Raw genomic sequence first — 23919 nt, 5'->3', positions numbered from 1 at the left:
GTTCATCCGGGTGGTGATTGGTGTCCACCTCGGGCGGTTAGGGTCAACGGTGACCAGAACGACTGGCACGACGACCAGCCGAGAACCGTTGAAAGAGGATACATTCCGTGAAGACCGTGAAGTACTCCGCTGCGCTGGCCGCAGTGGCCGCCGGCTCGCTCCTGCTCACCTCCTGCTCCAACTCCGATAACGGGGATTCCGGGGCGGACGCCACCTCCAGCTTCGATCTCTCGGGAACCACCGGCGAGCTCCAGGGTGAGGGTGCCAGCTCCCAGCAGAAGGCCATGGAGCAGTTCGGCGTGGCGTACCAGTCCGCCGTCCCGGGGGCGTCGCTGTCCTACAACGCCACCGGCTCGGGTGCGGGCCAGAAGCAGTTCATCGCCGGCCAGGTCGACTTCGGCGGCTCCGACTCGCCGCTGAAGGACGACCAGATCGCAGATGCCGCGAAGCGCTGCGGCGGCAACGACGCCTGGCACCTGCCACTCGTCGTCGGGCCGGTCGCCGTGGCCTTCCACATCGACGGCATCGACGAGCTCAACCTCTCCGTCGACACCGTCGCGAAGATCTTCAAGGGCGAGATCACCAACTGGAATGACCCGGCCATCGCCGCGGAGAACGAGGGCGTCGACCTGCCCGACCTTCCGGTCAGCGTCCTGTACCGGGCGGAGGAGTCCGGTACCTCCGACAACTTCCAGGACTTCCTGAAGACCGCCACCGACGGCTACTGGGACACCGAGGGCAAGACCTTCCCGACCAAGGTCGGCTCCGGTGCCCAGGGCTCCTCCGGTGTCGCTGACCAGGTGAAGGCCACCAACGGCGCCGTCACCTACGTCGAGTCCGGCTACGCCGACGCCGCCGGCCTGGGCATCGCCGCCCTCGACTTCGGCGCCGGCCCGGTCGAGCTGAACACGGAGAGTGTGAACAAGGCACTGGCTGACGTCTCCTTCACCGGCAAGGGCAATGACCTGATCGTCGACTCCGACGCGCTGTTCGCCTCCAAGGACGCCGGCGCCTACCCGCTGGCCCTGACGACCTACGAGATCGTCTGCTCCGACGGCTACGACGAGGAGACCACCTCCCGTGTGAAGGACTTCCTCCACACCATCCTCGACAACCAGAACGACGCTCTCGAGGAGTCCGGCTACGTACCGCTGTCCGGTACCTTCCGCGACAAGCTGGTCACCGCCGTCGACGCCATCGGCGGCTCCGACTCCGGTGATGCCTCCGACGCCGCCGACGCCACCGAGTAACCGACGGGATCCTGTTCTCCATGTCCAGCACTGAACGTGACGGGGCCGTCGCCACCGACGCCGTCGGTACCGACGGCGGATCCCTGAACGGTGACGCGGGCGGTTCTGCACCGGAGCCCACTGACCGGTCCGGGACCTCCGGACTCGCCGCAGGGCGCTCACGACGCGCCGGCGACCGGATCTTCGAGAGCCTCACGACCGGCTCCGCGGTCCTGATCACCGTCTTCATCGCCGCCATCGCCGTCTTCCTCATCGTCCAGGCGGTCCCCGCCCTGGCGAAGGAGCGCGACGGCATCGGCGCCTTCTTCACCCACTCCGGCGCCTGGAACCTCAACTACACGTCCAACGACGGCGGGTGGATGGAGTTCGGCATCCCGAACCTTTTCTTCACCACCGTCCTGGCGTCCGCCGTCGCCCTGGCGATCGCCATGCCGGTCGCCCTGGGCATCGCGATCTTCCTGTCGAACTACTGCCCGAAGCGCCTGGTGCGTCCCCTCGGGTTCATGGTCGACCTGCTCGCCGCGGTGCCGTCGATCGTCTTCGGTATCTGGGGAATGCAGGTGCTGGGCCCGTCACTCGGCGGCATCTTCGAGTGGGTCCACGGCTGGGCCGGGAGCTTCTTCCTCTTCCAGTGGGACCAGCAGACCTCTCCGGCCTTCTCCACCAGCCGGAACGTCTTCACCGGTGGTGTGGTCCTGGCGATCATGATCCTGCCGATCATCGCCGCGACCACCCGTGAGGTCTTCATCCAGACACCGCGCGGACACATCGAGGCCGCGCTGGCACTCGGCGCGACCCGGTGGGAGGTCGTCCGACTGACGGTCCTGCCCTTCGGACGCTCCGGTTACGTCTCCGGTACGATGCTCGGCCTCGGCCGGGCCCTGGGCGAGACGATGGCGCTCTACATGGTCATCGCGTCCGCCCCGGGATTCCGCTGGTCGTTGTTCGACGGAGGCACGACCTTCGCCACCGCCATCGCCAACGCCGCCCCGGAGTTCAACGACGACACGAAGGCCGGCGCCTACATCGCCGCAGGCCTGGTGCTCTTCGCCCTGACCTTCATCGTCAACGCGGCGGCCCGCACGGTCGTCAACAACAGGAAGTAGGACGCCATGTCCCTCGGAACGGCTTCCCGCAATTCGCCGCACGCCGACCTGGCGCCCAGCGGTTTCACCGACATCGCGGCGTCCCGCAAGCGCAAGGACCGCACCGCCACCGTCATCGTCTACGCGATGATGGGCGTGGCTCTCATCCCGCTGATCTGGGTTCTCGTCGTCCTCGTCGCCAAGGGCCTGCCGGCCGTCCTCGACGTCGGCTGGTGGTCCTTCGACATGGCCGGCCAGCTGTCCAACCAGGCCGGTGGCGGTATCAGCCACGCCATCATCGGCACCCTGACCCAGGCCCTGGTCACCACCGTCATCTCCGTGCCGGTGGGTGTCCTCACCGCCGTCTACCTCGTGGAGTACTCCCGCGGCGGATGGCTGGGCAGGGTCACGACCTTCATGGTCGACATCCTCACCGGTGTGCCCTCCATCGTCGCCGCACTGTTCGTCTACGCGCTGTGGATCGCCCTGTTCGGGTTCTCCCGCTCCGGGTTCGCGGTGTCCCTGGCGCTGGTGCTGCTGATGGTCCCGGTGATCGTCCGCAACACCGAGGAGATGCTGCGCATCGTGCCGATGGACCTGCGCGAGGCCGCATACGCCCTGGGCGTGCCGAAGTGGAAGACGATCGTGAAGATCGTGCTGCCCACGGCCCTGTCCGGCATCATCACCGGCATCATGCTCGCGGTGGCCCGCATCATGGGCGAATCCGCCCCGGTGCTGATCCTCGTGGGCGCGACCCCGGTGATCAACTGGAACGTCATGGAGGGCAACCAGAACTCCCTGCCGCTGTTCATGCTGGAGATGTACAAGCTGCAGGCCGATGACCAGGTGCTCGCCCGACTCTGGGGCGCCGCCCTGACCCTGGTGCTCATCATCGCCGGACTGAACCTCGCCGCCCGGTTCATCTCCCACCGCTTCTCCGTCAAGACCGACTGACCTCCACCGACTAAGGAACACACCATGGCCAAGCGACTCGATCTCAGAGACGTCAACATCCACTACGGCGACTTCCACGCGGTGCAGAACGTGGACCTGCAGGTTCCGCCCCGGTCCGTGACCGCCTTCATCGGCCCGTCCGGTTGCGGCAAGTCGACCGTGCTCCGCTCGCTCAACCGGATGCACGAGGTCATCCCGGGCGCGTACGTCGAAGGGGAGATCCTGCTCGACGGGGAGAACATCTACGACCGGCGGATCGATCCCGTCGCCGTGCGCAACACCATCGGCATGGTCTTCCAGAAGGCGAACCCGTTCCCCACGATGTCCATCGAGGAGAACGTCGTCGCCGGTCTGAAGCTCTCGGGGATGAAGAACAGGAAGAAGCTCGCCGAGGTCGCCGAGAAGTCCCTGCGCGGAGCCAACCTGTGGGAGGAGGTCAAGGACCGCCTCGACAAGCCCGGTGGCGGACTCTCCGGTGGTCAGCAGCAGCGACTGTGCATCGCCCGGGCCATCGCCGTCGAGCCTGAGGTGCTGCTCATGGACGAGCCGTGCTCCGCCCTGGACCCGATCTCGACCCTGGCGGTGGAGGATCTCATCCACGAGCTGAAGGAGGACTTCACCATCGTCATCGTCACCCACAACATGCAGCAGGCCGCGCGGGTCTCCGACCAGACCGCGTTCTTCTCGCTGGAGGCGGCAGGACGCCCCGGGCAGCTCGTCGAGGTCGGCCCGACCAAGAAGATCTTCGAGTCCCCGGAGCGTCAGGAGACCGAGGACTACATCTCCGGCCGCTTCGGCTGATCCGGCGGTGCCGGCAGGGGACTACCCCCGTCCGCTTTTCGTGCCACACTTGAGGCGTCGAAAGGAGTTTGTGATGGAACCGGTACACATCGTTCTCATGGGGGTCAGTGGCAGCGGCAAGGCGGCGCTGGCGGACGAGCTGCTGCGGCGGACCGGGTTCACCGGCGCGACCGCGGAGGAACTGCAGCCCGAGGAGGTCTGTCAGAAGATGGCCGAGGGCGGCTTCGTCTCCCCGGATGACCGCCTGCCCTGGGCGTACGCCATCCGTGACTGGCTCACCGACCAGGCACGGCAGGGGAACTCGACGGTCGTGGTGAGCCTGGGGCTGGGCCGTCGGGCCCGTGACATCTTCCGCGAGGCGGAGGGGTTCGTCTTCTTCGTCCACGTCGAGGGGACCCAGGACGTCATCCGCGAACGCATCCGCCGCAAGACCGGGAAGCTCCCGGATGCCGGCGAAGACGAGGTACTCCGCCGTCAGTACGCGGAGCTCGAGCGGCTGCGTGCCGACGAACCAGGCGTCCGGGTGGACGCCACCCGGGAACCCGAGGTCCTGGCGGACGCGGCACTGGTCGCACTGTCGGTGGCCCGGAAGGCCGGCGTCGACAACTAGCAGGTGGGGGACTAGAAGGCGTCGGAACCGTAGCGGCGGCGGATCTCGTCGAACTGCTCCCGCATGGTCTCCTGCTGCTCCTCGGTCCGGCGGGCGGTCTCGTACTCCTCCGGCTGCTTGCCGGTCGCCAGGTAGACCACCCGCGTGCCGATGTTCACGGCGTGGTCCGAGTACCGCTCGAAGAACCGGGAGAGCAGGGTGACGTCCACCGCGACGGACACCGGGAACGGCCATTCACGCTTGGTGGTGAGCTGGAACATGTGCTCGTGGAGGTCGTCGACCGCGTCATCGTCGAGGGCGAGCTCCATCGCCTTCTCCGGGTCGTAGGTGACCAGGACATCGTGGAGTTTCGCGCCGATCTCGTCGGTCAACCGGGCCATCTCCCGGAAGTAGGGTTCGATCTGCTCCGGCAGGGTGTGGTCGGGGTGGTGACGCCGTGCGGTCCGGGCGACATGCACCGCCAGTGCCGCCATCCGGGCGAGGTCCTCGACGATGTAGGTGCCGGAGACGACCTGACGCAGGTCGCGTGCGACCGGGCCCTCGAGGGCCAGCAGTTCGAAGGAGGTCTGCTCCGCCTTCTTGCGCAGCTCCTCGACGCCGTCGATGGAGCTGAGGACCGTCTCGGCCTTCTCGATGTCGGCGTCGAAGAGGGCCAGGCAGGCCTCCGACATCATCGTGCGGACCCGGTCCGACATCAGGGAGAGGTCGTGGGCGAAGGTCCGCATCTGTTCCTGGTACACAGTGCGCATGGCGGACAGTCTACGTGGATCGGACCTCCGCGGCCCGTTCTGTGCGGAAACTTCACTCTCCGTTCATGGAGGCGGACCCGATGACGGGTATTTCCCACCGGTTCCGGTGTCGGCCCACTACCCGCCGTTGTTCGCGGCGTCCTCCACGTCCTCGGTGACGCCGACGCAGTCCTCCCACGGATCCTCGAGCCAGTCGTGCGGCAGGGAGACCTTGCCGGGGGAGCCCTGACGGCCGCGGGCACTGTCGGCCTCGGCGGCGAGTGCGTCGGACTCCCAGATCGGATCGAGGACCTCGCGGAGATCCGCGAGACTGTTGATGCCGCCGAGCTGACGGCGCATCTCGCCACCGGCCGGAAAGCCGCGCAGGTACCAGGCGATGTGCTTGCGGATGTCGCGGCTGGCGTACTTCTCACCGTCATGGTCGGCGAGCAGCTCGGCGTGGCGGAGGATGATGTGCGCCACCTCGCCGAGGGTCGGCTCCGCCGGAATCTCCTCGCCGCGCAGGTGGGCGGAGAGCTCGGCGAACAGCCAGGGCCGGCCCAGGCAGCCGCGTCCCACGACGACGCCGTCACAGCCGGTCTGCTCCATCATCGCCGCGGCGTCCGTGGCCTTGAAGATGTCGCCGTTGCCCAGGACCGGGATGCCGGTGCCGTCCATGTGCTCGACGAGGCGGGCGATCTCACCCCAGTCCGCGGTGCCGGAGTAGCGCTGCGCGGCGGTGCGTCCGTGCAGGGTCACGGCTGCCGCACCCTGGTCGGCGGCGATGCGGCCGGCGTCCAGGTGGGTGTGGTGCTCGTCGTCGATACCGACGCGGAACTTCACGGTGACGGGGATCGCGTCCGGACCGGAGGCACGCCCGGCGTCCGCCACGCCCCTGACCGCCGCACCGACGACCGCGGCGAAGAGCTTCCGCTTGTAGGGCAGGGCCGAACCGCCGCCGCGGCGGGTGACCTTGGGCACCGGGCAGCCGAAGTTCATGTCGATGTGGTCGGCGCGGTCCTCTTCGGCGAGCATCCGCGCGGCCTTGTAGGTGTACTCCGGGTCAGTCGTGTACAGCTGCAGGCTGCGCGGGGATTCGTCGGGGCCGAAGGTCGTCATGTGCAGCGTCTTCGGGTTGCGCTCGACGAGGGCGCGGGCCGTGATCATCTCGCAGACGTAGAGGCCGGACGCGGACCCGGTGCGCTGTTCCTCCTGCTCGCGGCACAGCGTGCGGAAGGCGACATTGGTGACTCCGGCCATGGGTGCCAGGACCACCGGGGACGCCAGTTCGAGGGATCCGATGGTCAGGGCGGGAGTGGACGTGGTCGCCGAAGTTGCTGCAGTCACCGTCCGATTCTCACACCGTGGGTGTGGCCGGTGCAATTCCCCGGACAGACCTGTTGACATGAATGCCTGTTCAAGGTCGTGGACAACGCGGGTGTACGTGGCGGGGGTGGTGAGGGTAGCCTTGTTTATCAGTGACCTGGCACGTCTCACTAGGGTGGGGGTGGAGCGTGTCACAGTCGGCGGTCCATCGGCGGAAACTCCTGCCGGATCGACGACGATGCGGTATCGCGACCTGTCTGCCATACTTGGGCGGCTGAGTACGCGTTTGATCAGAAAACAACGATCAGGCAGAGATATATACAAGGAGAGCCAGTGTCAGAGCGCATCAGGAACCAGTCCCTGAAGTCCAAGGTCATGTCCGCCGAAGAGGCGGTGCAGTTCATCAACAACGGTGACATGATCGGGACCTCCGGTTTCACCGGTGCCGGCTACCCCAAGGGCATGCCTGCCGCCATCGCCGCCAAGGCGAACGAGGCGCACGCACGTGGCGACGAGTGGGCCGTGAAGATCCTCACCGGCGCCTCCACCGCCCCGGAGAACGACGGCGTTCTCGCCGAGGCCGACGCCGTGAGCTTCCGCTCCCCGTTCAACACCGACCCGAAGATGCGGGCCAAGATCAACGAGGGCAAGGTCAAGTACACCGACATCCACCTCTCTGAGCTCGGCATGTACGTCCAGGAGGGCTTCTTCGGCCACATGGACGTCGCCATCATCGAGGCTGTCGCCATCCGCGAGGACGGCTCCATCGTCCCGTCCTCCGCCGTCGGCAACAACGTCGAGTACATGGACGCCGCCGACCGCATCATCATCGAGATCAACGAGTGGCAGGACCTCGAGCTCGAGGGTATGCACGACATCTACCGCATGCCGATGCCGGGCTCCCGCGTCCCGCTGCCGATCTGCAACCCCGGTGACCGTATCGGCGGCACCTCGATCGACGTCGACCCGGAGAAGATCGTCGCGATCGTCCACACCGACGGCCCGGACCGCAACGCCCCCTTCCGTCCGGTCGACGAGACCTCCAAGGCCATCGCCGGCCACCTCCTCGACTTCCTCGACGGTGAGGTCCACGCCGGTCGCCTGGCCTACGACCGCCTGATCCTGCAGAACGGTGTCGGCAACGTGCCGAACGCCGTCCTCGCCGGCCTGGAGGACTCCAGGTTCGAGAACATCACCGCCTACACCGAGGTCATCCAGGACGGCATGCTGGACCTCATCGACTCCGGCAAGATGTCCTTCGCCTCCGCGACCTCCTTCTGTCTCTCCCCGGACGCCGCCCACCGGATGAACCAGGAGGCCGACCGCTACCGCAACCACATCGTGCTGCGTCCCCAGCAGGTCTCCAACCATCCGGAGGTCATCCGTCGACTCGCTCCGATCGGCATCAACGGCATGATCGAGGCCGACATCTACGGCAACGTGAACTCCACCAACGTCGCCGGCTCGAAGATGATGAACGGTATCGGCGGCTCGGGTGACTTCACCCGCAACGCCTACATCTCCTCCTTCGTTACCCCGTCCGTGGCCAAGGACGGCGACATCTCCGCCATCGTGCCCTTCGCGTCCCACATCGACCACGCCGAGCACGACGTCAAGCTCATCGTCACCGAGCGGGGTTACGCTGACCTGCGTGGTCTGTGCCCGCGTGACCGGGTCAGGAAGATGATCGACATCGCCGCCCCGGAGTACCGCCCGCTGCTGGAGGAGTACGTGGAGTTCGCCTCCAAGTCCAAGGCGCAGCACACCCCGCACGACCTGACCCGTGCCTTCGAGTTCCACACCCGTTTCCTGGAGACCGGTTCCATGAAGAAGTAGCCCCTCCTACGACCTCCGGCGCTCCGCCGCCGGTCGGTACCGGGCCGCAGACCCGCCGACGCGCACCGCGTCCGGCGGGTCTTCTGTATGTTCGGGGATGTCGAGGGGACGTTGAGATGGTGGGTCGGGAATTTGTTGAGGGGGGTGCAGGACCTCCGCTACCCCCGAATGGAGCAGATTCGGAAACTATGTTTCCGGATCCATATAATGGGCATCACGTTGATGAGCATATCGTGAGTCTCATCACTATGTACGGTGACCACCGAAAACACCTAGGAGAGATCACACAATGTCAGACAGGATCGCCCACCCAGGACTGCGCGCAAAGGTCATGACCGCTGACGAGGCCGCCACCTTCGTCAATGACGGAGACCTCGTCGGAATGTCCGGGTTCACCGGCGCCGGCTACCCCAAGGTGCTGCCGACCGCGATCGCCAAGCGGGCCAAGGAGTTCCACGACCGCGGCGACAGCTTCTCCATCTCCCTGCTCACCGGAGCCTCCACCTCCGCCGAGCTCGACGGTGAGCTCGCCGAGGCGGACGCGGTGAAGTTCCGTGCCCCGTACCAGTCCGACCCGATCATGCGCGACAAGATCAACTCCGGTCAGATGAAGTACGCGGACATCCACCTCTCCCACCTGGGCATGATGGTCCAGGAGGGCTTCTTCGGGAAGATGGATGTCGCCATCGTCGAGGTCACCAAGATCCTCGAGGACGGACGGATCGTCCCCTCCTCCTCGGTGGGCAACAACGTCGAGTACCTTGACGCGGCAGACAAGATCATCCTCGGAGTGAACTCCTGGCAGTCGGAGGAACTCGAGGGGATGCATGACATCTACCGCATCCCGCTCCCGGGCCACCGCCAGCCCATCCCGATCACCGAGGTCGGCGACCGGATCGGCAGCCCGTATATCGACATCGACGTCAGCAAGGTCGTCGCTGTCGTCGAGACGGACTCCCCGGACCGCAACGCCCCCTTCAAGCCCGCCGACGAGACCTCCAAGAAGATCGCCGGTTACTTCCTCGATTTCCTCGAGGGCGAGGTCCGGGCAGGTCGTCTCTCCTACGACCGCTACATCATGCAGTCCGGTGTGGGTAACGTCCCGAACGCCGTGATGGCGGGCCTGCTGGACTCGAAGTTCGAGAACATCACGGCCTACACCGAGGTCATCCAGGACGGCATGCTCGACCTCATCGACGCCGGCAAGATGTCCGTGGCGTCCGCGACGTCCTTCTCACTGTCGCCCGAGTATGCGGAGAAGATGAACCGGGAGGCGAAGCGCTACCGGGAGAACATCATCCTGCGTCCGCAGCAGGTCTCCAACCACCCGGAGGTCATCCGTCGACTCGGCCTCATCGCCACCAACGGCATGATCGAGGCGGACATCTACGGCAACATCAACTCCACCAACGTCATCGGCTCCCGCGTGATGAATGGCATCGGTGGTTCGGGTGACTTCACCCGTAACGCCTACATCTCCTCCTTCATCAGCCCGGCGGTCGCCAAGGGCGGCGCACTGTCGGCGATCGTGCCCTACGTGACCCACACGGACCACACCGAGCACGACGTCATGGTCGTCATCACCGAACACGGCTACGCCGACCTGCGTGGTCTGGCACCCCGTGACCGTGCGGAGAAGATGATCGCCATCGCCGCGCCGGAGTACCGGCCGCTGCTGGAGGAGTACGTCGACCGTGCGGGTCAGGGTGAGTTCCTGCAGACCCCGCACGAGCTGGCCCACGTCTTCGACTTCCAGAAGCGGTTCGTGGAGACCGGCTCCATGCTGAAGTAGGCTGCCTCAGCTTCCCGGGTGCCCACGGTGCGGCTGCCGTGGCGTCCGGGATCAGGACGGGACAGGTGCACTGCGGCTGGTGGCCTGTCCCGTTGTCGTGTACTGCGCGGCGTCCTGTACTGCGTCCTGCACTGCGTCGGGGGCGGACGCACACCCGTGGTGGGCTGTGCGCTACACTCTCCCTCGACAGTGGTACGGGCCTTTAGCTCAGTTGGTAGAGCTACGGACTTTTAATCCGCAGGTCGTGGGTTCGAGCCCCACAGGGCCCACTGTATGTAATGCCAGGTCAGAGGGCCTGTCGGGACTTTCCGGCAGGCCCTCTTCCTGTTCCCGGACGGCACCGGGTACAGGTCGGCAACACGCCGGTGCCTCACGCGTGGTGGGGTCGACGGTGTGGCATCACCGCGGGCCAGGTGTCATGGGAAACGCCCGGGTGTCATGAGAAAATCACGCCTTGAGCCGTTGAATCGCGGTTTTCTCATGACGCCTGGGCGGAACTCATGACCGGGATGTGCTGCATGACGACTGGAGGCTGCATGACGACTGGAGGGCGATGTGGGTGGGCGGGGCCTGCGCCACTCCGCGTCCCGCGCCCCATCCCGTAGGACAGGTAACCCCGTCCGGGGTTGAGATCCCACAGCGGCCACGGAGATCGGGCGGAGACCGCTGCTACCCTCGGGGGCAGTTTCACGGTCGATGGAATTAGCCACGGCCAGACCTGGGGCCAGACCTGGGGCCGGACCCACGATCACAGCACAACCGCAGTGAGGACGCACATGGTGGATACGACAGGTCGCCCTGTCTACTTCGTCTCCGACAGCACCGGTATCACCGCGGACACCCTGGGAAATGCTCTGCTCGCACAGTTTCCGGACCTCGACTGGCAGCGTCATCACCTGCCCTTCATCGAGTCCGTGGAGACCGCCCGTCGCGCCGTCGACCAGATCACCACGGAGAGCGCGGACGTCCCCGGCCACACCCCGCTGATCTTCGTCACCGTCCGCGACACCGCCGTCGCCGCGGAACTGAGCAAGGCTCCCGGCGAGGTCATCGACCTGCTCGGCACGCACCTCGCCCGCCTGGAGGACATCCTCGGCACCGAACGCTCCGGCAGGGCCACCGCCTACCACCGCGTCGGCAACATGGAGCGCTACCACGACCGCATAGACGCCGTGGAGTTCTCCATCGCCCACGATGACGCCGCCGACCTCCGCCACCTCGAGGTGGCGGATCTCATCCTCCTGGCCCCGTCCCGCTGCGGTAAGACCCCCACCGCCATGTACCTCGCGCTGCAGCACGGACTGCGTGTGGCCAACTATCCGCTCACCGAGGACGACCGGCCCGGCGAACTGCCGCCGGCGTTGGTGGACCACAAGGACCGGCTTTTCGGGCTGACCACCACCGCTCAACGACTCAGCGAGGTCCGGGGTGAACGAAGACCCGGCAGCAGTTACGCCAGTCCTGCCCGCTGCCGCGCCGAACTCCGCCAGGCAGAACAGCTCTACCGGACCCACCGCATCCCCTACATTGACTCCCATGCCATGAGCGTGGAGGAGATGGCCAGCATCATTCTGACCACCATGGACCTGCGCCACACCTGAGCAGGAATGAAAGGACCACACCATGTCCGGCAACACCAAGAACGTCATCCCCTTCGACGAACTCGGGATGGACGACGTCCCCGAGGTCGGCGGAAAGAACGCCTCGCTCGGTGAGATGGTCGTCAATCTCGCCGACGCCGGCGTCCGCGTCCCCGGTGGTTTCGCCACCACCGCCGACGCCTACCGCGACTTCCTCGGCCTCGACGGCCTCGACAAGAGGATCAGCGAGACCCTCGCCGACCTCGACATCGAGGATGTCTCCGAGCTGACTGAGCGTGGCGGGAAGATCCGTCAGTGGATCATCGACCAGCCCTTCCCCGAGGCACTCGAACAGGACATCCGGGACAGTTACGCCGACCTCGTCGACAACGACACCCACCCCGAGGAGGTCACCTGGGCGGTGCGGTCCTCCGCCACCGCCGAGGACCTGCCCGACGCGTCCTTCGCCGGCCAGCAGGAGACCTACCTGAACATCGGCGGTATCGACTACATCCTCGAGGCAGTGAAGTGGGTCTTCGCGTCGCTGTACAACGACCGTGCGATCGCCTACCGCGTCCACCACGGTTTCCACCACGACGATGTCGCGCTCTCCGCCGGTGTGCAGCGCATGGTCCGCACCGATATCGGTGCCTCCGGTGTCATGTTCACCGTCGACACTGAGTCCGGTTTCGACCGCGCGGTCTTCGTCACCGCGTCCTACGGACTCGGCGAGGCTGTGGTCCAGGGTGCGGTGAACCCGGACGAGTTCTACGTCTCCAAGCCCGCGGTGCGGGACGGGAAGACCGGGAAGGACGCCGTCCTCTCCCGCACCGTCGGCGGCAAGGCCGTCGCGATGCGCTACGCGGAGGGCACCGACATCGAGTCCGCCACCCGGTGGGAGGACGTCGCCGAGGACGACCGGAACCGCTTCTGCATCACCGATGAGCAGGTGAGCGAACTGGCCCGCCACGCTGTCGCCATCGAGGACCACTACGGTCGCCCGATGGACATCGAGTGGGGCCTCGACGGCCAGGACGGGCAGCTCTACATCCTCCAGGCCCGTCCGGAGACCGTTGTCTCGCGCCGGGAGGGGCAGTCGCTGTCCCGCTTCGAGTTCGCGGCGGACGCCACCTCCGGCGCGGAGGTCCTCGTCGAGGGACGCTCCATCGGCCAGCGGATCGGTGCCGGCCCCGTGCGGGTGCTGCGTTCCCTCAAGGACATGGACAAGATGCAGGCCGGTGACGTTCTCGTCGCCGAGATCACCGACCCCGACTGGGAACCGGTGATGAAGCGTGCCTCGGCGATCATCACCGAACGCGGTGGACGTACCTGTCACGCGGCGATCATCGCCCGCGAGCTCGGTGTGCCCGCGATCGTCGGTACCGGGGACGCCACCTCGGTGCTCGCCGACGGTGCCGAGGTCACCGTCTCCTGTGCCGAGGGTGATACCGGACGCGCCTACCGGGGTGTCCTGGACTTCGAGGAGAAGACCACGGACCTCGGCGAGATGCCGGAGATCCCGGTGAAGCTCATGATGAACGTCGCCACCCCGGACCAGGCCTTCGCCTTCTCCTCGTTGCCGAACAGCGGCGTGGGTCTGGCGCGTATGGAGTTCATCATCAACCGGCAGATCGGGGTGCACCCGAAGGCACTGCTGGAGCGCGACGACCTGCCTGTCGACCTGCAGGCACAGGTCGACGAGATCACCGCGGCCTACCCCGGGCCGGAGGAGTTCTTCATCCGGCGCGTCGTCGAGGGGGTGTCCACCATCGCCGCGGCCTTCGCCCCGAAGCCGGTGATCGTGCGCCTCTCGGACTTCAAGACCAACGAGTACGCCAACCTCGTCGCCGGTGAGCGTTATGAGCCGGACGAGGAGAACCCGATGCTCGGCTACCGTGGTGCCGCCCGGTACGTCTCCGAGGAGTTCCGCGACTGCTTCGCCATGGAGTGCGAGGCGCTCCGCCGCGTCCGCGAGGACATGGGCCTGGACAACGTGAAGATCATGGTGCCGTTCGTCCGCACCACCGATGAGCTCGACGAGGTGCTCGAAGTCATGGCGTCCCACGGACTCACGCGCGGTGAGGGCGCGGGCGAGGACGGCCTGCAGGTCGTGATGATGTGCGAGGTGCCGTCGAACTACCTGCTCGCCGATGAGTTCCTCGACCGCGTCGACGGCTTCTCCATCGGCTCCAACGACATGACGCAGCTGGTCCTCGGCGTTGACCGTGACTCCGGTCTCGTCGCCCACGACTTCGACGAGCGCAATCCGGCGGTACTCAAGGTACTGGCGTCCGCCATCTCGTCGTGCACCGCACGCGGCAAGTACGTCGGTATCTGCGGTCAGGGACCCTCGGACCACCCGGATCTCGCCGCATGGCTGGTGGAGCAGGGCATCGAGTCGATGTCGCTGACCCCGGACACCGTGGTGAAGACCTGGTTGTCACTGGCGGGGGAGTAGGCGGGGAGTCTCAGGGCAGCCGGCCGGGACCCGCAGCAGCGCGGCCACGGCCACCGCACCCCGGGGCGTCCGCCGGAATCTATTACCTGGATCACGTGTGCCCATGAGGTCGACTCTGTCGGCGGAGCACAGCGGATGGCGGCGGTATTCTCGGCGGCATGATCAGGACGCTGCTCGTCGACAACCACGACTCCTTCACCTTCAACCTCGTCCACGACCTCATCCGGGTCAACGGTGAAGAACCCGTCGTCGTGCCGAACGACTGGGACCGGTGGGATACCGACGGCGCCGCACTGCTCGAACGGATCGACAACATCGTCATCTCCCCGGGGCCCGGCACCCCGCTGAACCCGGTCGACGTCGGTATCTGCCCGGCCGTCATCACCGCTGCCGTCGAGCGACGCATCCCGGTCCTCGGTATCTGCCTCGGCCACCAGCTCATCGCCCACCTCTACGGCGGGACCGTCGGGCCGGCAGCTGAACCGGTCCACGGCAGGTCCTCCCAGGTCAGTCATGACGGCCGTGACATCTTCCGTGGCGTCCCCTCACCGCTCGAGGCGGTGCGGTACCACTCCCTGGCCGTCACCGACCTCCCCGACGGTGTCACAGTGGACGCCCGCAGCGACGACGGCACGGTCATGGGGCTCAGCGTCCCCGGCAAGCTGCTGTGGGGAGTGCAGTTCCACCCGGAGTCGGTGAAGACCGGGCACGGCCCGGAACTGCTCGCCAACTTCGCCGACCTCACCCGCGCTCACGGCCGCATCCGCACTGTCCGCGACAAGGTCGTCCCACTCACCGGGATGAACGCGGCGGGTACCCGCCGACTGTCCCACGACCTCTTCCGCACCCTCTACGGGGGCGCCACCGGCTCCGCGGTCTGGCTCGACGGCAACGCCGACTCCGATCCGCGGGCGAGGTTCTCCGTCATGGGTGCAGCCACCGGCAACCACGCCGGCCCATCGGCCCGGACCGTCGTCGCCGACGTGGACGCCGGAACCGTCACCGTCACCCGGGGCGGCGGAGGACAGGACGCTGACGCTGTCCACGCCGCCCGCACAGACCTGACCGAACGGGCCGACATCCTCGACTGGCTGCAGTCCGACCTCGAGCGCTGGAACATCCGTGGCGGCGGACTCGACGACGACCTCGCCGGTGAGCCACCCTCCGCCTTCCGCCTCGGCTGGGTCGGCTACCTCGGGTACGGGGTCAAGGCGCAGTGCTGCTCCGGCGAGGGTGGGCCCAACCGCCACCCGGCGGCGGAGGCCGACCAACCGGACGCTGCCTTCGTCTTCCTCGACCGGGCGGTCGTCATCGACCATGAGCAGGCAGAGGCGCATCTGCTGACTCTCGACCGGCCGCTGGCGAAGGACGCCGGCCCCTGGGCCACCGCCGACGAGACCGCCTGGGTCGAACAGACCGCAGCTGTGGTTCGGAAGCTGGTCACCAGGGCAGAGGATGCGACGAGGGACACGCAGGGGGAGGCACAGGGCGGGCCCGCACCGGTCGCGGCGTCCGTCACCATGCACGGGCGCGCGGACTACACCGCCAGCGTCCGGAAGATCCAGGACCTCATCCGCGCCGGGGAGACCTACGAGGCCTGTCTGACCACCACCCTCGACGTGGCGACGCCAACCGACGATCTCGACATCTACACGGCGCTGCGGCGCGACAATCCCGCGCCCTTCGCGTCCTTCCTGCGGCTGCCCGGCGTGACGGTGATGTCGACTTCTCCGGAGCGGTTCCTGCGGGTCTCCGTCGACGGGCTCGTCACCTCCTCGCCGATCAAGGGGACCCGTCCTGTCGGCGACACCGAGGAGGAGGACCTGCGTATCCGTGCAGAGCTGCAGCGCAGTGAGAAGGACCGGGCGGAGAATCTCATGATCGTCGATCTGGTGCGCCACGATCTCGGCCGCGTCGCCGCGCCGGGAACCGTCCAGGTCCCCGAGCTGTTCAGCATCGAGAGCTACGCCACGGTCCACCAGCTGGTCAGTACCGTCACCGCGCGACTGGGGGAGGGACACACCGGGGTGGACGCCGTCCGGGCGTCCTTCCCGCCGGGATCGATGACCGGCGCCCCGAAGGAACGCACGATGCGCATCCTCGAGGAGCTGGAGGACGCCCCGCGAGGTGTGTACAGCGGCGCGGTCGGCTATTTCTCGCTCGACGGTGCGGTCGATCTGTCGGTGGTCATCCGCACCCTCGTCGCCGTCGGAACGGAGGGGCAGCGGCGGTTGAGCTACGGCGTCGGCGGGGCGGTGGTCGCCCAGTCAGATCCGGACGCCGAGTACGACGAGACGGTGATCAAGGCCCGGCCGGTGCGGCGACTACGCTGAACAGCGTGACTGAGTCTGATCTTTCCCCTGAGCCCTGCACCGAAACCGCCGCGGATTTCCGTGCCCGGTGGGACGCCGTGCGTGCCCGCGTCGACGAGGCTGCCCGTGCGGCCGGCCGCGATCCCGCCGAGGTCCGTCTGCTGCCGGTGAGCAAGACCGTGCCGGTGGAACGGCTGCGCCCGGCGGTGGATGCCGGAATGACCGAACTGGCGGAGAACAAACCCCAGGAGATCGGACGCAAGGCCGTCGAGATGGCGGACGTGCCGGTGAGGTGGGTCGCAATCGGGCACCTGCAGACCAACAAGGCGAAGATCGTCGCCGAGCACGCCGCGGAATTCCAGGCGCTGGACTCGGTGCGGCTGGCAGAGGCACTGCAGCGTCGGCTGGAGGCGCTCGATGAGACGGCGGACGGCCCTGCGGACGGCCCGGCACGGACGCTGGATGTGCTGGTGCAGGTGAACACCTCGGGGGAGGACACGAAAACCGGGGCGTCCCCCGAGGAGGTCGACGCGATCCTCGAGGCGGCTGCCCGGTGCGACCGGCTCCGGGTCCGGGGGTTCATGACCGTGGCCGTGCACAGTGAGGACGAGGCGGAGGTGCGGGCCTGTTTCGCGCAGCTGCGCGGGATCCTGGAACGGGCGCGTGAGCGGGCCGTGGTGGACCCGGTGCTGCTCACCGAGCTGTCGATGGGGATGTCCGGGGACTTCCCGCTGGCGATCGCTGAAGGTGCGACCTGTGTCCGGGTCGGCACGGCACTGTTCGGCGCCCGCGACTACACGTAGTCGGGGATGACCAGCCTGGTCAGGGCATATTTTTGTGTATGTCCGGGTGGTGGTCTATTCTGAACGAGCTGCCGACCTGAGTGGCCCGGTGACCGGGTTGTCTTCGGTAGAGGTAGAGCTCCCATCGTCTAGTGGCCTAGGACTCCGCCCTTTCACGGCGGCAACACGGGTTCGAATCCCGTTGGGAGTACTGTGGAAACACGGTTTCCACTTTTTGTATGGCCCTGTGGCGCAGTTGGTTAGCGCGCCGCCCTGTCACGGCGGAGGTCGCGAGTTCAAGTCTCGTCAGGGTCGCAACATGGACGGCGGGTCCCCACTACGGTGGGGGCCCGCCGTTTGTCGTGTGCGTGGACTCCGGGATGGGTACGGGTGGCGCGTGTACGCGGTCATCACGCTTCCGGGCCCGGCGTTGTGCCGACTGCCCCGATCCGTGATGATCGTGCACGGACGGAGATACATGCCGGACGCGCCGGGGGGGTGTCTGGGATACGCTCCGGACGGAGCCCGTAAAATGGCGTCCTACATGCTGGTTTGCCGGTTCATCGGGGCCTGTGTAGAGTATCGGCTCGTGCAAGGGACACGCCGCGAGGCGATCCACAGCACGGCCCTGTGGCGCAGTTGGTTAGCGCGCCGCCCTGTCACGGCGGAGGTCGCGAGTTCAAGTCTCGTCAGGGTCGCTGAAGAGGGGTTCGCCCCTTTTCTGCCCAGATAGCTCAGTTGGTAGAGCGTACGCCTGAAAAGTGTAAGGTCCCTGGTTCGATCCCTGGTCTGGGCACACTGAAAATCCCCCGCGGAATATTCCGCGGGGGATTTTGTGTGTCCGGGGACAGTACCCGGATGCTGCGTCCTCAGATGTTGTTCTGGAGGTCGTCCACGTAGGACGCCGGCTCCACAAGGGGAGTGTGCTCGTCGGCCTTACGGGGGCGGATCTTCGCCGGGATACCGACGAGGATCGAGTCCGGCGGGGCGTCCTTGGTCACCACGGCGTTGCCGCCGATCGCGGAGCCGGCGCCGATGGTGATCGGTCCCAGGACCTTCGCGCCCGCACCGACCATCACACCGTCACCGATGGTGGGGTGACGCTTGCGCTGGACGAGCTCTGAGCCGCCGAGAGTGACGCCGTGGTACAACATGACGTCATCGCCGATCTCGGCCGTCTCACCGATCACCACGCCCATTCCGTGGTCGATGAAGAAGCGGCGTCCGATGGTGGCGCCGGGGTGGATCTCCACGCCGGTGAGGAACCGGGTGAACTGGCTGAGGATGCGGGCCGGGCCCTTGGCGCCGCGGACCCACAGCCTGTGCGCCAGACGGTGGCTCCAGATGGCGTGGAGGCCCGAGTAGACCAGGGCGTTCTCCAGGTCACCGCGCGCTGCGGGATCGTGGGTCCTGGCGTTCGCCAGATCCTCCTTGAGGGTGCTGAGCAGACTCACCGTCGAGTCGCCTCCTTGTGTTGTCCTGTATTGTCTCTGCAGTTGTCTGATTTGTCTCTGTCACACCGTACCGTCCGCGTCACGACGACGGCCCCGCACCGCCACTCCGTGCAGGAGGGGTTGTGCGGGGCCGTTGTACGGCATGTGTCCCCGGGGGGACGGGCCTGTCGACTAGTCGCGCAGGTCGTCGAACAGGAGGGTGGAGACGTAGCGCTCACCGAAATCGGCGACGACGGCGACGATGAGCTTGCCCTCGTTCTCCGGCTTCTTGGCCTCCTCGACGGCGGCCCAGATGTTGGCGCCGGTGGAGATGCCGACCAGGATGCCCTCCTTGGCGGCGAGCTCGCGGGCGTACTTCACGGAATCCTCGATGGTGGCGTCATACACCTCGTCGATGATGTCCTTGTCCAGGTTGTCCGGGAAGAAGTTGGTGCCGATGCCCTGGATCTTGTGCGGGCCGAACTTGCCCTCGGTCAGCAGCGGGGAGTCCTTGGGCTCGACGCCGACGATCTTGACGTCCGGGTTCTGCTCCTTGAGGTACTTGCCGGTACCGGAGACGGTGCCGCCGGTGCCGATGCCGGCGATGAAGACGTCGACCTTGCCGTCGGTGTCGGCCCAGACCTCCGGACCGGTGGTGGCGTAGTGGGCCTTCGGGTTGGCCGGGTTGGCGAACTGGCGGGCGAGGACGGCGTTCTCGGTGTTCTCGACGATCTCGTTGGCCTTGTCGACGGCACCCTGCATGCCAGCGGGCGGCGGGGTGAGCACGAGCTCGGCGCCGAGGGCGCGAAGCATGATACGACGCTCGAGGGACATGGACTCCGGCATGGTCAGGATGACCTTGTAGCCACGGGCGGCACCGACAGTGGCCAGGGCGATACCGGTGTTACCGGAGGTGGCCTCGACGATGGTGCCGCCGGGCTTGAGGGTGCCGTCCTCGACAGCGGCGTCGATGATGGCCGCACCGATGCGGTCCTTGACGGAGTTGCCGGGGTTGGCGGACTCGAGCTTGACGACCACGGTGCCGGGCAGGCCCTCGGTCAGCTTGTTCAGCTTCACCAGAGGGGTGTTGCCGATGAGGTCGGTGATGTTCTCGTAGATCTTTGCCATGGCTGCTGCAGGCCGTCCTTCCGGGGAGTTGGAGTGGCTAGACCGATCGGTCTGTCCATTTCGTGGCAAGTCTACATCAGTCCGACCCGGGGTGTCGACGACCGTGGCACAATGGCCACCATGACAGACTCACAACCCACGTACGAGACGATCCTCACCTCCGTCGCCGACGGCGTCGCCACGATCACGCTGAACCGGCCGAAGGCGCTCAACGCACTCAACCAGACCGTCATGGAGGAGGTCGTCGGCGCCCTGGAGATCTTCGACGCCGACCAGTCCGTCGGAGCCGTCGTCATCACCGGCAGCGAGAAGGCCTTCGCTGCCGGTGCCGACATCACCCAGATGAAGGACCAGACCTGGCCGGACATCAAGCTCAAGCGCTTCTACGCGCAGTGGGAACGGGTCGCGAACGTCCAGACCCCCGTCATTACCGCGGTCCAGGGATTTGCTCTCGGGGGCGGCTGTGAACTCGCCATGATGGGCGACATCATCCTCGCCAGTGAGAAAGCGAAATTCGGTCAGCCCGAGATCACCCTCGGCGTCATCCCCGGTATGGGTGGTACCCAGCGCCTCACCCGCGCCGTCGGCAAGTACAAGGCCATGGACCTCATCCTCACCGGACGCATGATGGGCGCCGAGGAAGCAGAGCGGGCCGGCCTGGTCTCGCGCATCCTGCCGGTCGAGGGCTTCACCGACGCGGTGGACGCCGTCGCGCGGAAGGTGGCGTCCTTCTCCCGCGTGGCACTGGCCGCCGCGACCGAGACGGTGGACGCTGCGCTCAACACCCCCCTGACCGAAGGGATGCGCCAGGAGCGCGAGGCGTTCTGGGGACTGTTCGCCACCGAGGACCAGAAAGAGGGGATGGCGGCCTTCGTCGAGAAGCGCGATCCCGAGTGGAAGCACCGCTAGCCCGTGGCTACCAAGGCAACCACAGTCGTCCGCGAGATCCCGCTGCCGATCGAGCGGGTCCGTGAGATCACGGTCTCGGAGGAATTCCTGCTCAGACTGGACGGCGATGATGCGTCGATGCGCCTCCGCGACGGTCATCGCGAGGTCCACGAGGACGGTTCGATGGACGCCACCGTCACCGCCGTCGTGGGGGAGGGTGACAAGGAACTGGAGATGGTCCAGAGGATGGAGGTCTCCGAAGTGAGGGAGGACGGCTCCTTCAGCATCTTCACCTCGGTGCCGCTGCCCAAGGACATCGGCACCATGGCGACGAACCAGGTCTACCGGCCTGAGGGGGACGGCACGCTGCTGGAGTCCACTGTCGCTGTCGAGGTGCACATCGCGCTGGTCGGTGCGAAGATCGCCTCGCAGGTTCTCGAGGGTGCACCGTCCTCCACGGAGAAGGGCGTGGAACGCATCCTCAGGCTTGCGGAGCAGTGACAGTCACCGTAGCTGGCTGACGGGGGCGGGGACGCAGGCTCCCGGGTCTGCGCCCGCCCTCCGGTCGGGGGTGGAACGGGCCTCTGCGGAACAACACGGGGGCGATTTGGGGGTGGCCAGGGGGCTGCCTATACTCGGAACCGCACAATGAGTGCCCCCGTTGTAGGGGGCAAAGTCCACCTGGAGAAGTGCAGGTGCTGGAGAAAGGCGAGCCGTGGAGCAGCAGCGTCACCGCGATGACGAGGACGCGATCCGGTCGGCACTGTCGTCCCTCAAGAACTCGACCGGTATCCCGGTCACGATGTTCGGGGCGTGCCAGTCGGACGGTCGAATGGTGATCAACCAGTGGGTGGGTCTGCGGGCTCCGGCCCTGAACAATCTCTCGATCGAGGCCGGACAGGGTGTCGGTGGCCGGGTCATGGCGACCCGACGGCCGGTCGGTGTGTCCGACTACATCCGGGCGAAGTCCATCTCCCACGAGTTCGACCGTCCGATCCGCGACGAGGGACTGCACTCCATCGTCGCCGTGCCGGTCATCGTGGGCCGCGACATGCGTGGCGTCCTCTACGCCGGCGTGCACTCCCCGGTGCGTATGGGCGACAAGGTGCTCGAAGAGGTCACCATGACCGCCCGCACCCTGGAGCAGGACCTCGCGGTCAACGGCGCACTGCGTCGTGCCGATGCCGGCCCGCGGGAACCCGCCGTCAAGCAGGTCCGTTCCATGTCCGGCGCCGAGTGGGAGCAGGTGCGTGCCACACATTCGCGGCTGCGGATGCTCGCCAACCGGGTCGAGGACGAGGAGATCCGCCGTGATCTCGAGGTGCTCTGCGACCAGATGGTCAGCCCGGTGCGGGTCAAGCAGACCACCAAGCTCTCCGCCCGCGAGCTCGACGTGCTGTCCTGCGTCGCCCTGGGGCACACCAATGTCGAGGCCGCCGACGAGATGGGCATCGGCGCAGAGACCGTGAAGAGCTACCTGCGGTCGGTGATGCGCAAGCTCGGTGCCCACACCCGGTACGAAGCCGTCAACGCCGCACGTCGCATCGGGGCGCTGCCCTGATCCTGCCGGACCACTAGGGTAGGGGGTGTGAAAGAACATTTCCTGGTGACCGGAGGCGCTCGCCTCGTCGGATCTGTGATGGTGGACGGGGCGAAGAACAGTGTCCTCAAGCTGATGTCCGCCGCCCTTCTCGCAGAGGGGACGACGGTACTGCACAACATCCCCGACATCTCGGATGTCCGATACATGGTGAAGGTTCTCGAAGGGCTCGGCTGTGAGGCGCAGGTCGACGGGGGCAGCGTGACGATCACCGTGCCGGCGGAGATCTCCTGGAACGCCGACATCGACTCCGTGCGCCAGTTCCGCGCCTCGGTCTGCGTCCTGGGGCCGTTGACCGCGCGGTGCCACCATGCTGTGGTCGCCCTTCCCGGCGGGGACGCCATCGGCAGTCGGCCACTGGACATGCACCAGTCAGGTCTGGAGAAGATGGGCGCGGTCACCCGCATCGAGCACGGCTGTGTCGTCGCAGAGGTCGAGGCACTCCACGGCGCGGAGATCTCGCTCGATTTCCCGTCCGTGGGAGCGACCGAGAACATTCTCATGGCGGCTGTGCTCGCAGAGGGCGAGACCGTCCTGGACAATGCGGCGCGGGAACCGGAGATCGTGGACCTGTGCCACATGCTGAGGCAGATGGGCGCCCGGATCGAGGGTGAGGGCTCGAACACCATCACCGTCAACGGCGTACCGAAGCTGAACCCGGTGGAGCACCGGGTGGTCGGTGACCGCATCGTCGCCGGTACCTGGGCGTATGCCGCGGCGATGACCCGGGGGGACATCACCGTGGGCGGAATCGACCCGGTACACCTGCACCTCGTCCTGGAGAAGCTCAAGCTGGCCGGCGCCACTGTGGAGACCTACCCGACCGGCTTCCGGGTCATTCAGGAGCGGCGGGCGACGGCGGTGGACTACCAGACCCTGCCTTTCCCGGGATTCCCGACGGACCTTCAGCCGCTGGCCATTGCCCTCTGCACAGTGAGTGAGGGCATGAGCGTGATCACCGAGAACATCTTCGAGTCCAGATTCCGGTTTGTCGATGAGCTGACGCGTATGGGGGCGGACGCCACGATCGACGGACACCATGTGGTCATCCGCGGTCGTGAACAGCTGAGCTATGCACCGGTGTGGAGCTCAGATATCCGGGCCGGTGCCGGCCTGGTGCTCGCCGGGCTCTGTGCCGACGGAGTGACCCAGGTCAACGATGTCCATCACATCGACCGCGGTTACCCGGGGTTTGTCGAGAACCTGTGCCGACTGGGGGCGCAGGTCGAACGGGTTTCCGGAGACGAGTGACGCACCGGAACCCATGGTGACCTGCAAAGTTGTGGGTTCTACGGTGGGTGTGTAGATTGGTCCGGGTCGCCGCGAGCGGCCGGGACGCGGTCCTGGTTGAGCAGC

Annotated in this window: 19 protein-coding genes and 5 tRNA genes; 20 read left to right on the top strand and 4 right to left on the bottom strand. The window is 66.7% G+C overall.

Features of this window, described 5'->3' with window-relative positions; all coding sequences use genetic code 11:
* Positions 1-107: 107 nt before the first annotated feature.
* The 5 genes from pstS (at position 108) to CVA01_RS05475 (ending at position 4700) form a co-directional block, all read left to right on the top strand.
* Positions 108-1250, top strand: a complete 1143-nt coding sequence (gene pstS, locus CVA01_RS05495; protein ID WP_014009119.1) for a phosphate ABC transporter substrate-binding protein PstS — start codon at positions 108-110, stop codon at positions 1248-1250.
* A gap of 20 nt (positions 1251-1270) precedes the next feature.
* The gene (pstC, locus tag CVA01_RS05490) at positions 1271-2356 is read left to right on the top strand and encodes a phosphate ABC transporter permease subunit PstC (protein ID WP_141329253.1); all 1086 of its coding nucleotides are present in this window, start codon (positions 1271-1273) and stop codon (positions 2354-2356) included.
* 6 nt (positions 2357-2362) lie between these two features.
* Entirely contained in the window at positions 2363-3289 is a 927-nt protein-coding gene (gene pstA / locus CVA01_RS05485; RefSeq protein WP_073884621.1) for a phosphate ABC transporter permease PstA, read from the top strand.
* Between the two features lie 24 nt (positions 3290-3313).
* A complete protein-coding gene (gene pstB / locus CVA01_RS05480) occupies positions 3314-4090 on the top strand; it encodes a phosphate ABC transporter ATP-binding protein PstB (RefSeq protein WP_014009122.1) in 777 nt (258 codons plus the stop codon).
* A gap of 73 nt (positions 4091-4163) precedes the next feature.
* Positions 4164-4700, top strand: a complete 537-nt coding sequence (locus tag CVA01_RS05475) for an AAA family ATPase (protein WP_141329251.1) — start codon at positions 4164-4166, stop codon at positions 4698-4700.
* An 11-nt stretch (positions 4701-4711) separates the two neighbouring features.
* Here CVA01_RS05475 and phoU read toward each other — a convergent pair whose 3' ends face one another.
* Positions 4712-5449 (bottom strand): phosphate signaling complex protein PhoU, encoded by a 738-nt coding sequence (phoU, locus tag CVA01_RS05470; RefSeq protein ID WP_141329249.1) that lies wholly within the window; start codon positions 5447-5449, stop codon positions 4712-4714.
* A gap of 117 nt (positions 5450-5566) precedes the next feature.
* The gene (gene dusB / locus CVA01_RS05465) at positions 5567-6775 is read right to left on the bottom strand and encodes a tRNA dihydrouridine synthase DusB (protein ID WP_014009125.1); all 1209 of its coding nucleotides are present in this window, start codon (positions 6773-6775) and stop codon (positions 5567-5569) included.
* A gap of 312 nt (positions 6776-7087) precedes the next feature.
* Between dusB and scpC (CVA01_RS05460) the strand changes: the two genes are divergently transcribed.
* From scpC (CVA01_RS05460) to CVA01_RS05410, 11 genes are all read left to right on the top strand, one after another.
* Positions 7088-8590, top strand: a complete 1503-nt coding sequence (gene scpC / locus CVA01_RS05460; RefSeq protein ID WP_141329247.1) for a succinyl-CoA:acetate CoA-transferase ScpC — start codon at positions 7088-7090, stop codon at positions 8588-8590.
* A 289-nt stretch (positions 8591-8879) separates the two neighbouring features.
* Entirely contained in the window at positions 8880-10382 is a 1503-nt protein-coding gene (gene scpC / locus CVA01_RS05455; protein WP_014009127.1) for a succinyl-CoA:acetate CoA-transferase ScpC, read from the top strand.
* Between the two features lie 196 nt (positions 10383-10578).
* Positions 10579-10651, top strand: a tRNA-Lys gene (locus CVA01_RS05450).
* 507 nt (positions 10652-11158) lie between these two features.
* A complete protein-coding gene (locus tag CVA01_RS05445; RefSeq protein ID WP_141329241.1) occupies positions 11159-11983 on the top strand; it encodes a pyruvate, water dikinase regulatory protein in 825 nt (274 codons plus the stop codon).
* Between the two features lie 22 nt (positions 11984-12005).
* On the top strand, positions 12006-14420 hold the full coding sequence (ppsA, locus tag CVA01_RS05440) for a phosphoenolpyruvate synthase (RefSeq protein ID WP_141329239.1): 2415 nt from the start codon (positions 12006-12008) through the stop codon (positions 14418-14420).
* 158 nt (positions 14421-14578) lie between these two features.
* Positions 14579-16753: an aminodeoxychorismate synthase component I gene (pabB, locus tag CVA01_RS05435; protein ID WP_141329237.1), complete on the top strand. Its 2175-nt coding sequence runs from the start codon at positions 14579-14581 to the stop codon at positions 16751-16753.
* Between the two features lie 5 nt (positions 16754-16758).
* Entirely contained in the window at positions 16759-17535 is a 777-nt protein-coding gene (locus CVA01_RS05430) for a YggS family pyridoxal phosphate-dependent enzyme (protein WP_141329235.1), read from the top strand.
* A 117-nt stretch (positions 17536-17652) separates the two neighbouring features.
* Positions 17653-17725, top strand: a tRNA-Glu gene (locus CVA01_RS05425).
* 30 nt (positions 17726-17755) lie between these two features.
* Positions 17756-17829, top strand: a tRNA-Asp gene (locus tag CVA01_RS05420).
* Positions 17830-18138: 309 nt separating this feature from the next.
* Positions 18139-18212: transfer RNA gene (locus CVA01_RS05415), tRNA-Asp, on the top strand.
* A 25-nt stretch (positions 18213-18237) separates the two neighbouring features.
* Positions 18238-18310: transfer RNA gene (locus CVA01_RS05410), tRNA-Phe, on the top strand.
* 73 nt (positions 18311-18383) lie between these two features.
* Here the strand turns inward: CVA01_RS05410 and epsC are convergent.
* Both epsC and cysK read right to left on the bottom strand, forming a co-directional pair.
* A complete protein-coding gene (gene epsC, locus CVA01_RS05405; RefSeq protein WP_014009132.1) occupies positions 18384-18968 on the bottom strand; it encodes a serine O-acetyltransferase EpsC in 585 nt (194 codons plus the stop codon).
* 171 nt (positions 18969-19139) lie between these two features.
* A complete protein-coding gene (gene cysK / locus CVA01_RS05400) occupies positions 19140-20075 on the bottom strand; it encodes a cysteine synthase A (protein WP_141329233.1) in 936 nt (311 codons plus the stop codon).
* 111 nt (positions 20076-20186) lie between these two features.
* On the opposite strand from cysK, the gene CVA01_RS05395 reads away from it, so the two are divergent.
* From CVA01_RS05395 to murA, 4 genes are all read left to right on the top strand, one after another.
* Positions 20187-20984 (top strand): enoyl-CoA hydratase-related protein, encoded by a 798-nt coding sequence (locus CVA01_RS05395; protein ID WP_141329231.1) that lies wholly within the window; start codon positions 20187-20189, stop codon positions 20982-20984.
* Between the two features lie 3 nt (positions 20985-20987).
* Complete coding sequence (locus tag CVA01_RS05390) at positions 20988-21464, top strand: DUF2505 family protein (RefSeq protein ID WP_014009135.1); 477 nt, start codon at positions 20988-20990, stop codon at positions 21462-21464.
* Between the two features lie 214 nt (positions 21465-21678).
* On the top strand, positions 21679-22524 hold the full coding sequence (gene ramA / locus CVA01_RS05385) for an acetate metabolism transcriptional regulator RamA (RefSeq protein WP_141329229.1): 846 nt from the start codon (positions 21679-21681) through the stop codon (positions 22522-22524).
* Positions 22525-22551: 27 nt separating this feature from the next.
* On the top strand, positions 22552-23814 hold the full coding sequence (gene murA, locus CVA01_RS05380) for a UDP-N-acetylglucosamine 1-carboxyvinyltransferase (protein ID WP_141329227.1): 1263 nt from the start codon (positions 22552-22554) through the stop codon (positions 23812-23814).
* Positions 23815-23919: the final 105 nt, after the last annotated feature.

The sequence above is a fragment of the Corynebacterium variabile genome, from assembly GCF_006539825.1.
GTDB lineage: Bacteria > Actinomycetota > Actinomycetes > Mycobacteriales > Mycobacteriaceae > Corynebacterium > Corynebacterium variabile.
Note: the sequence above shows the minus strand (reverse complement) of the source record. Positions and strands in the feature narration are given on the sequence as shown.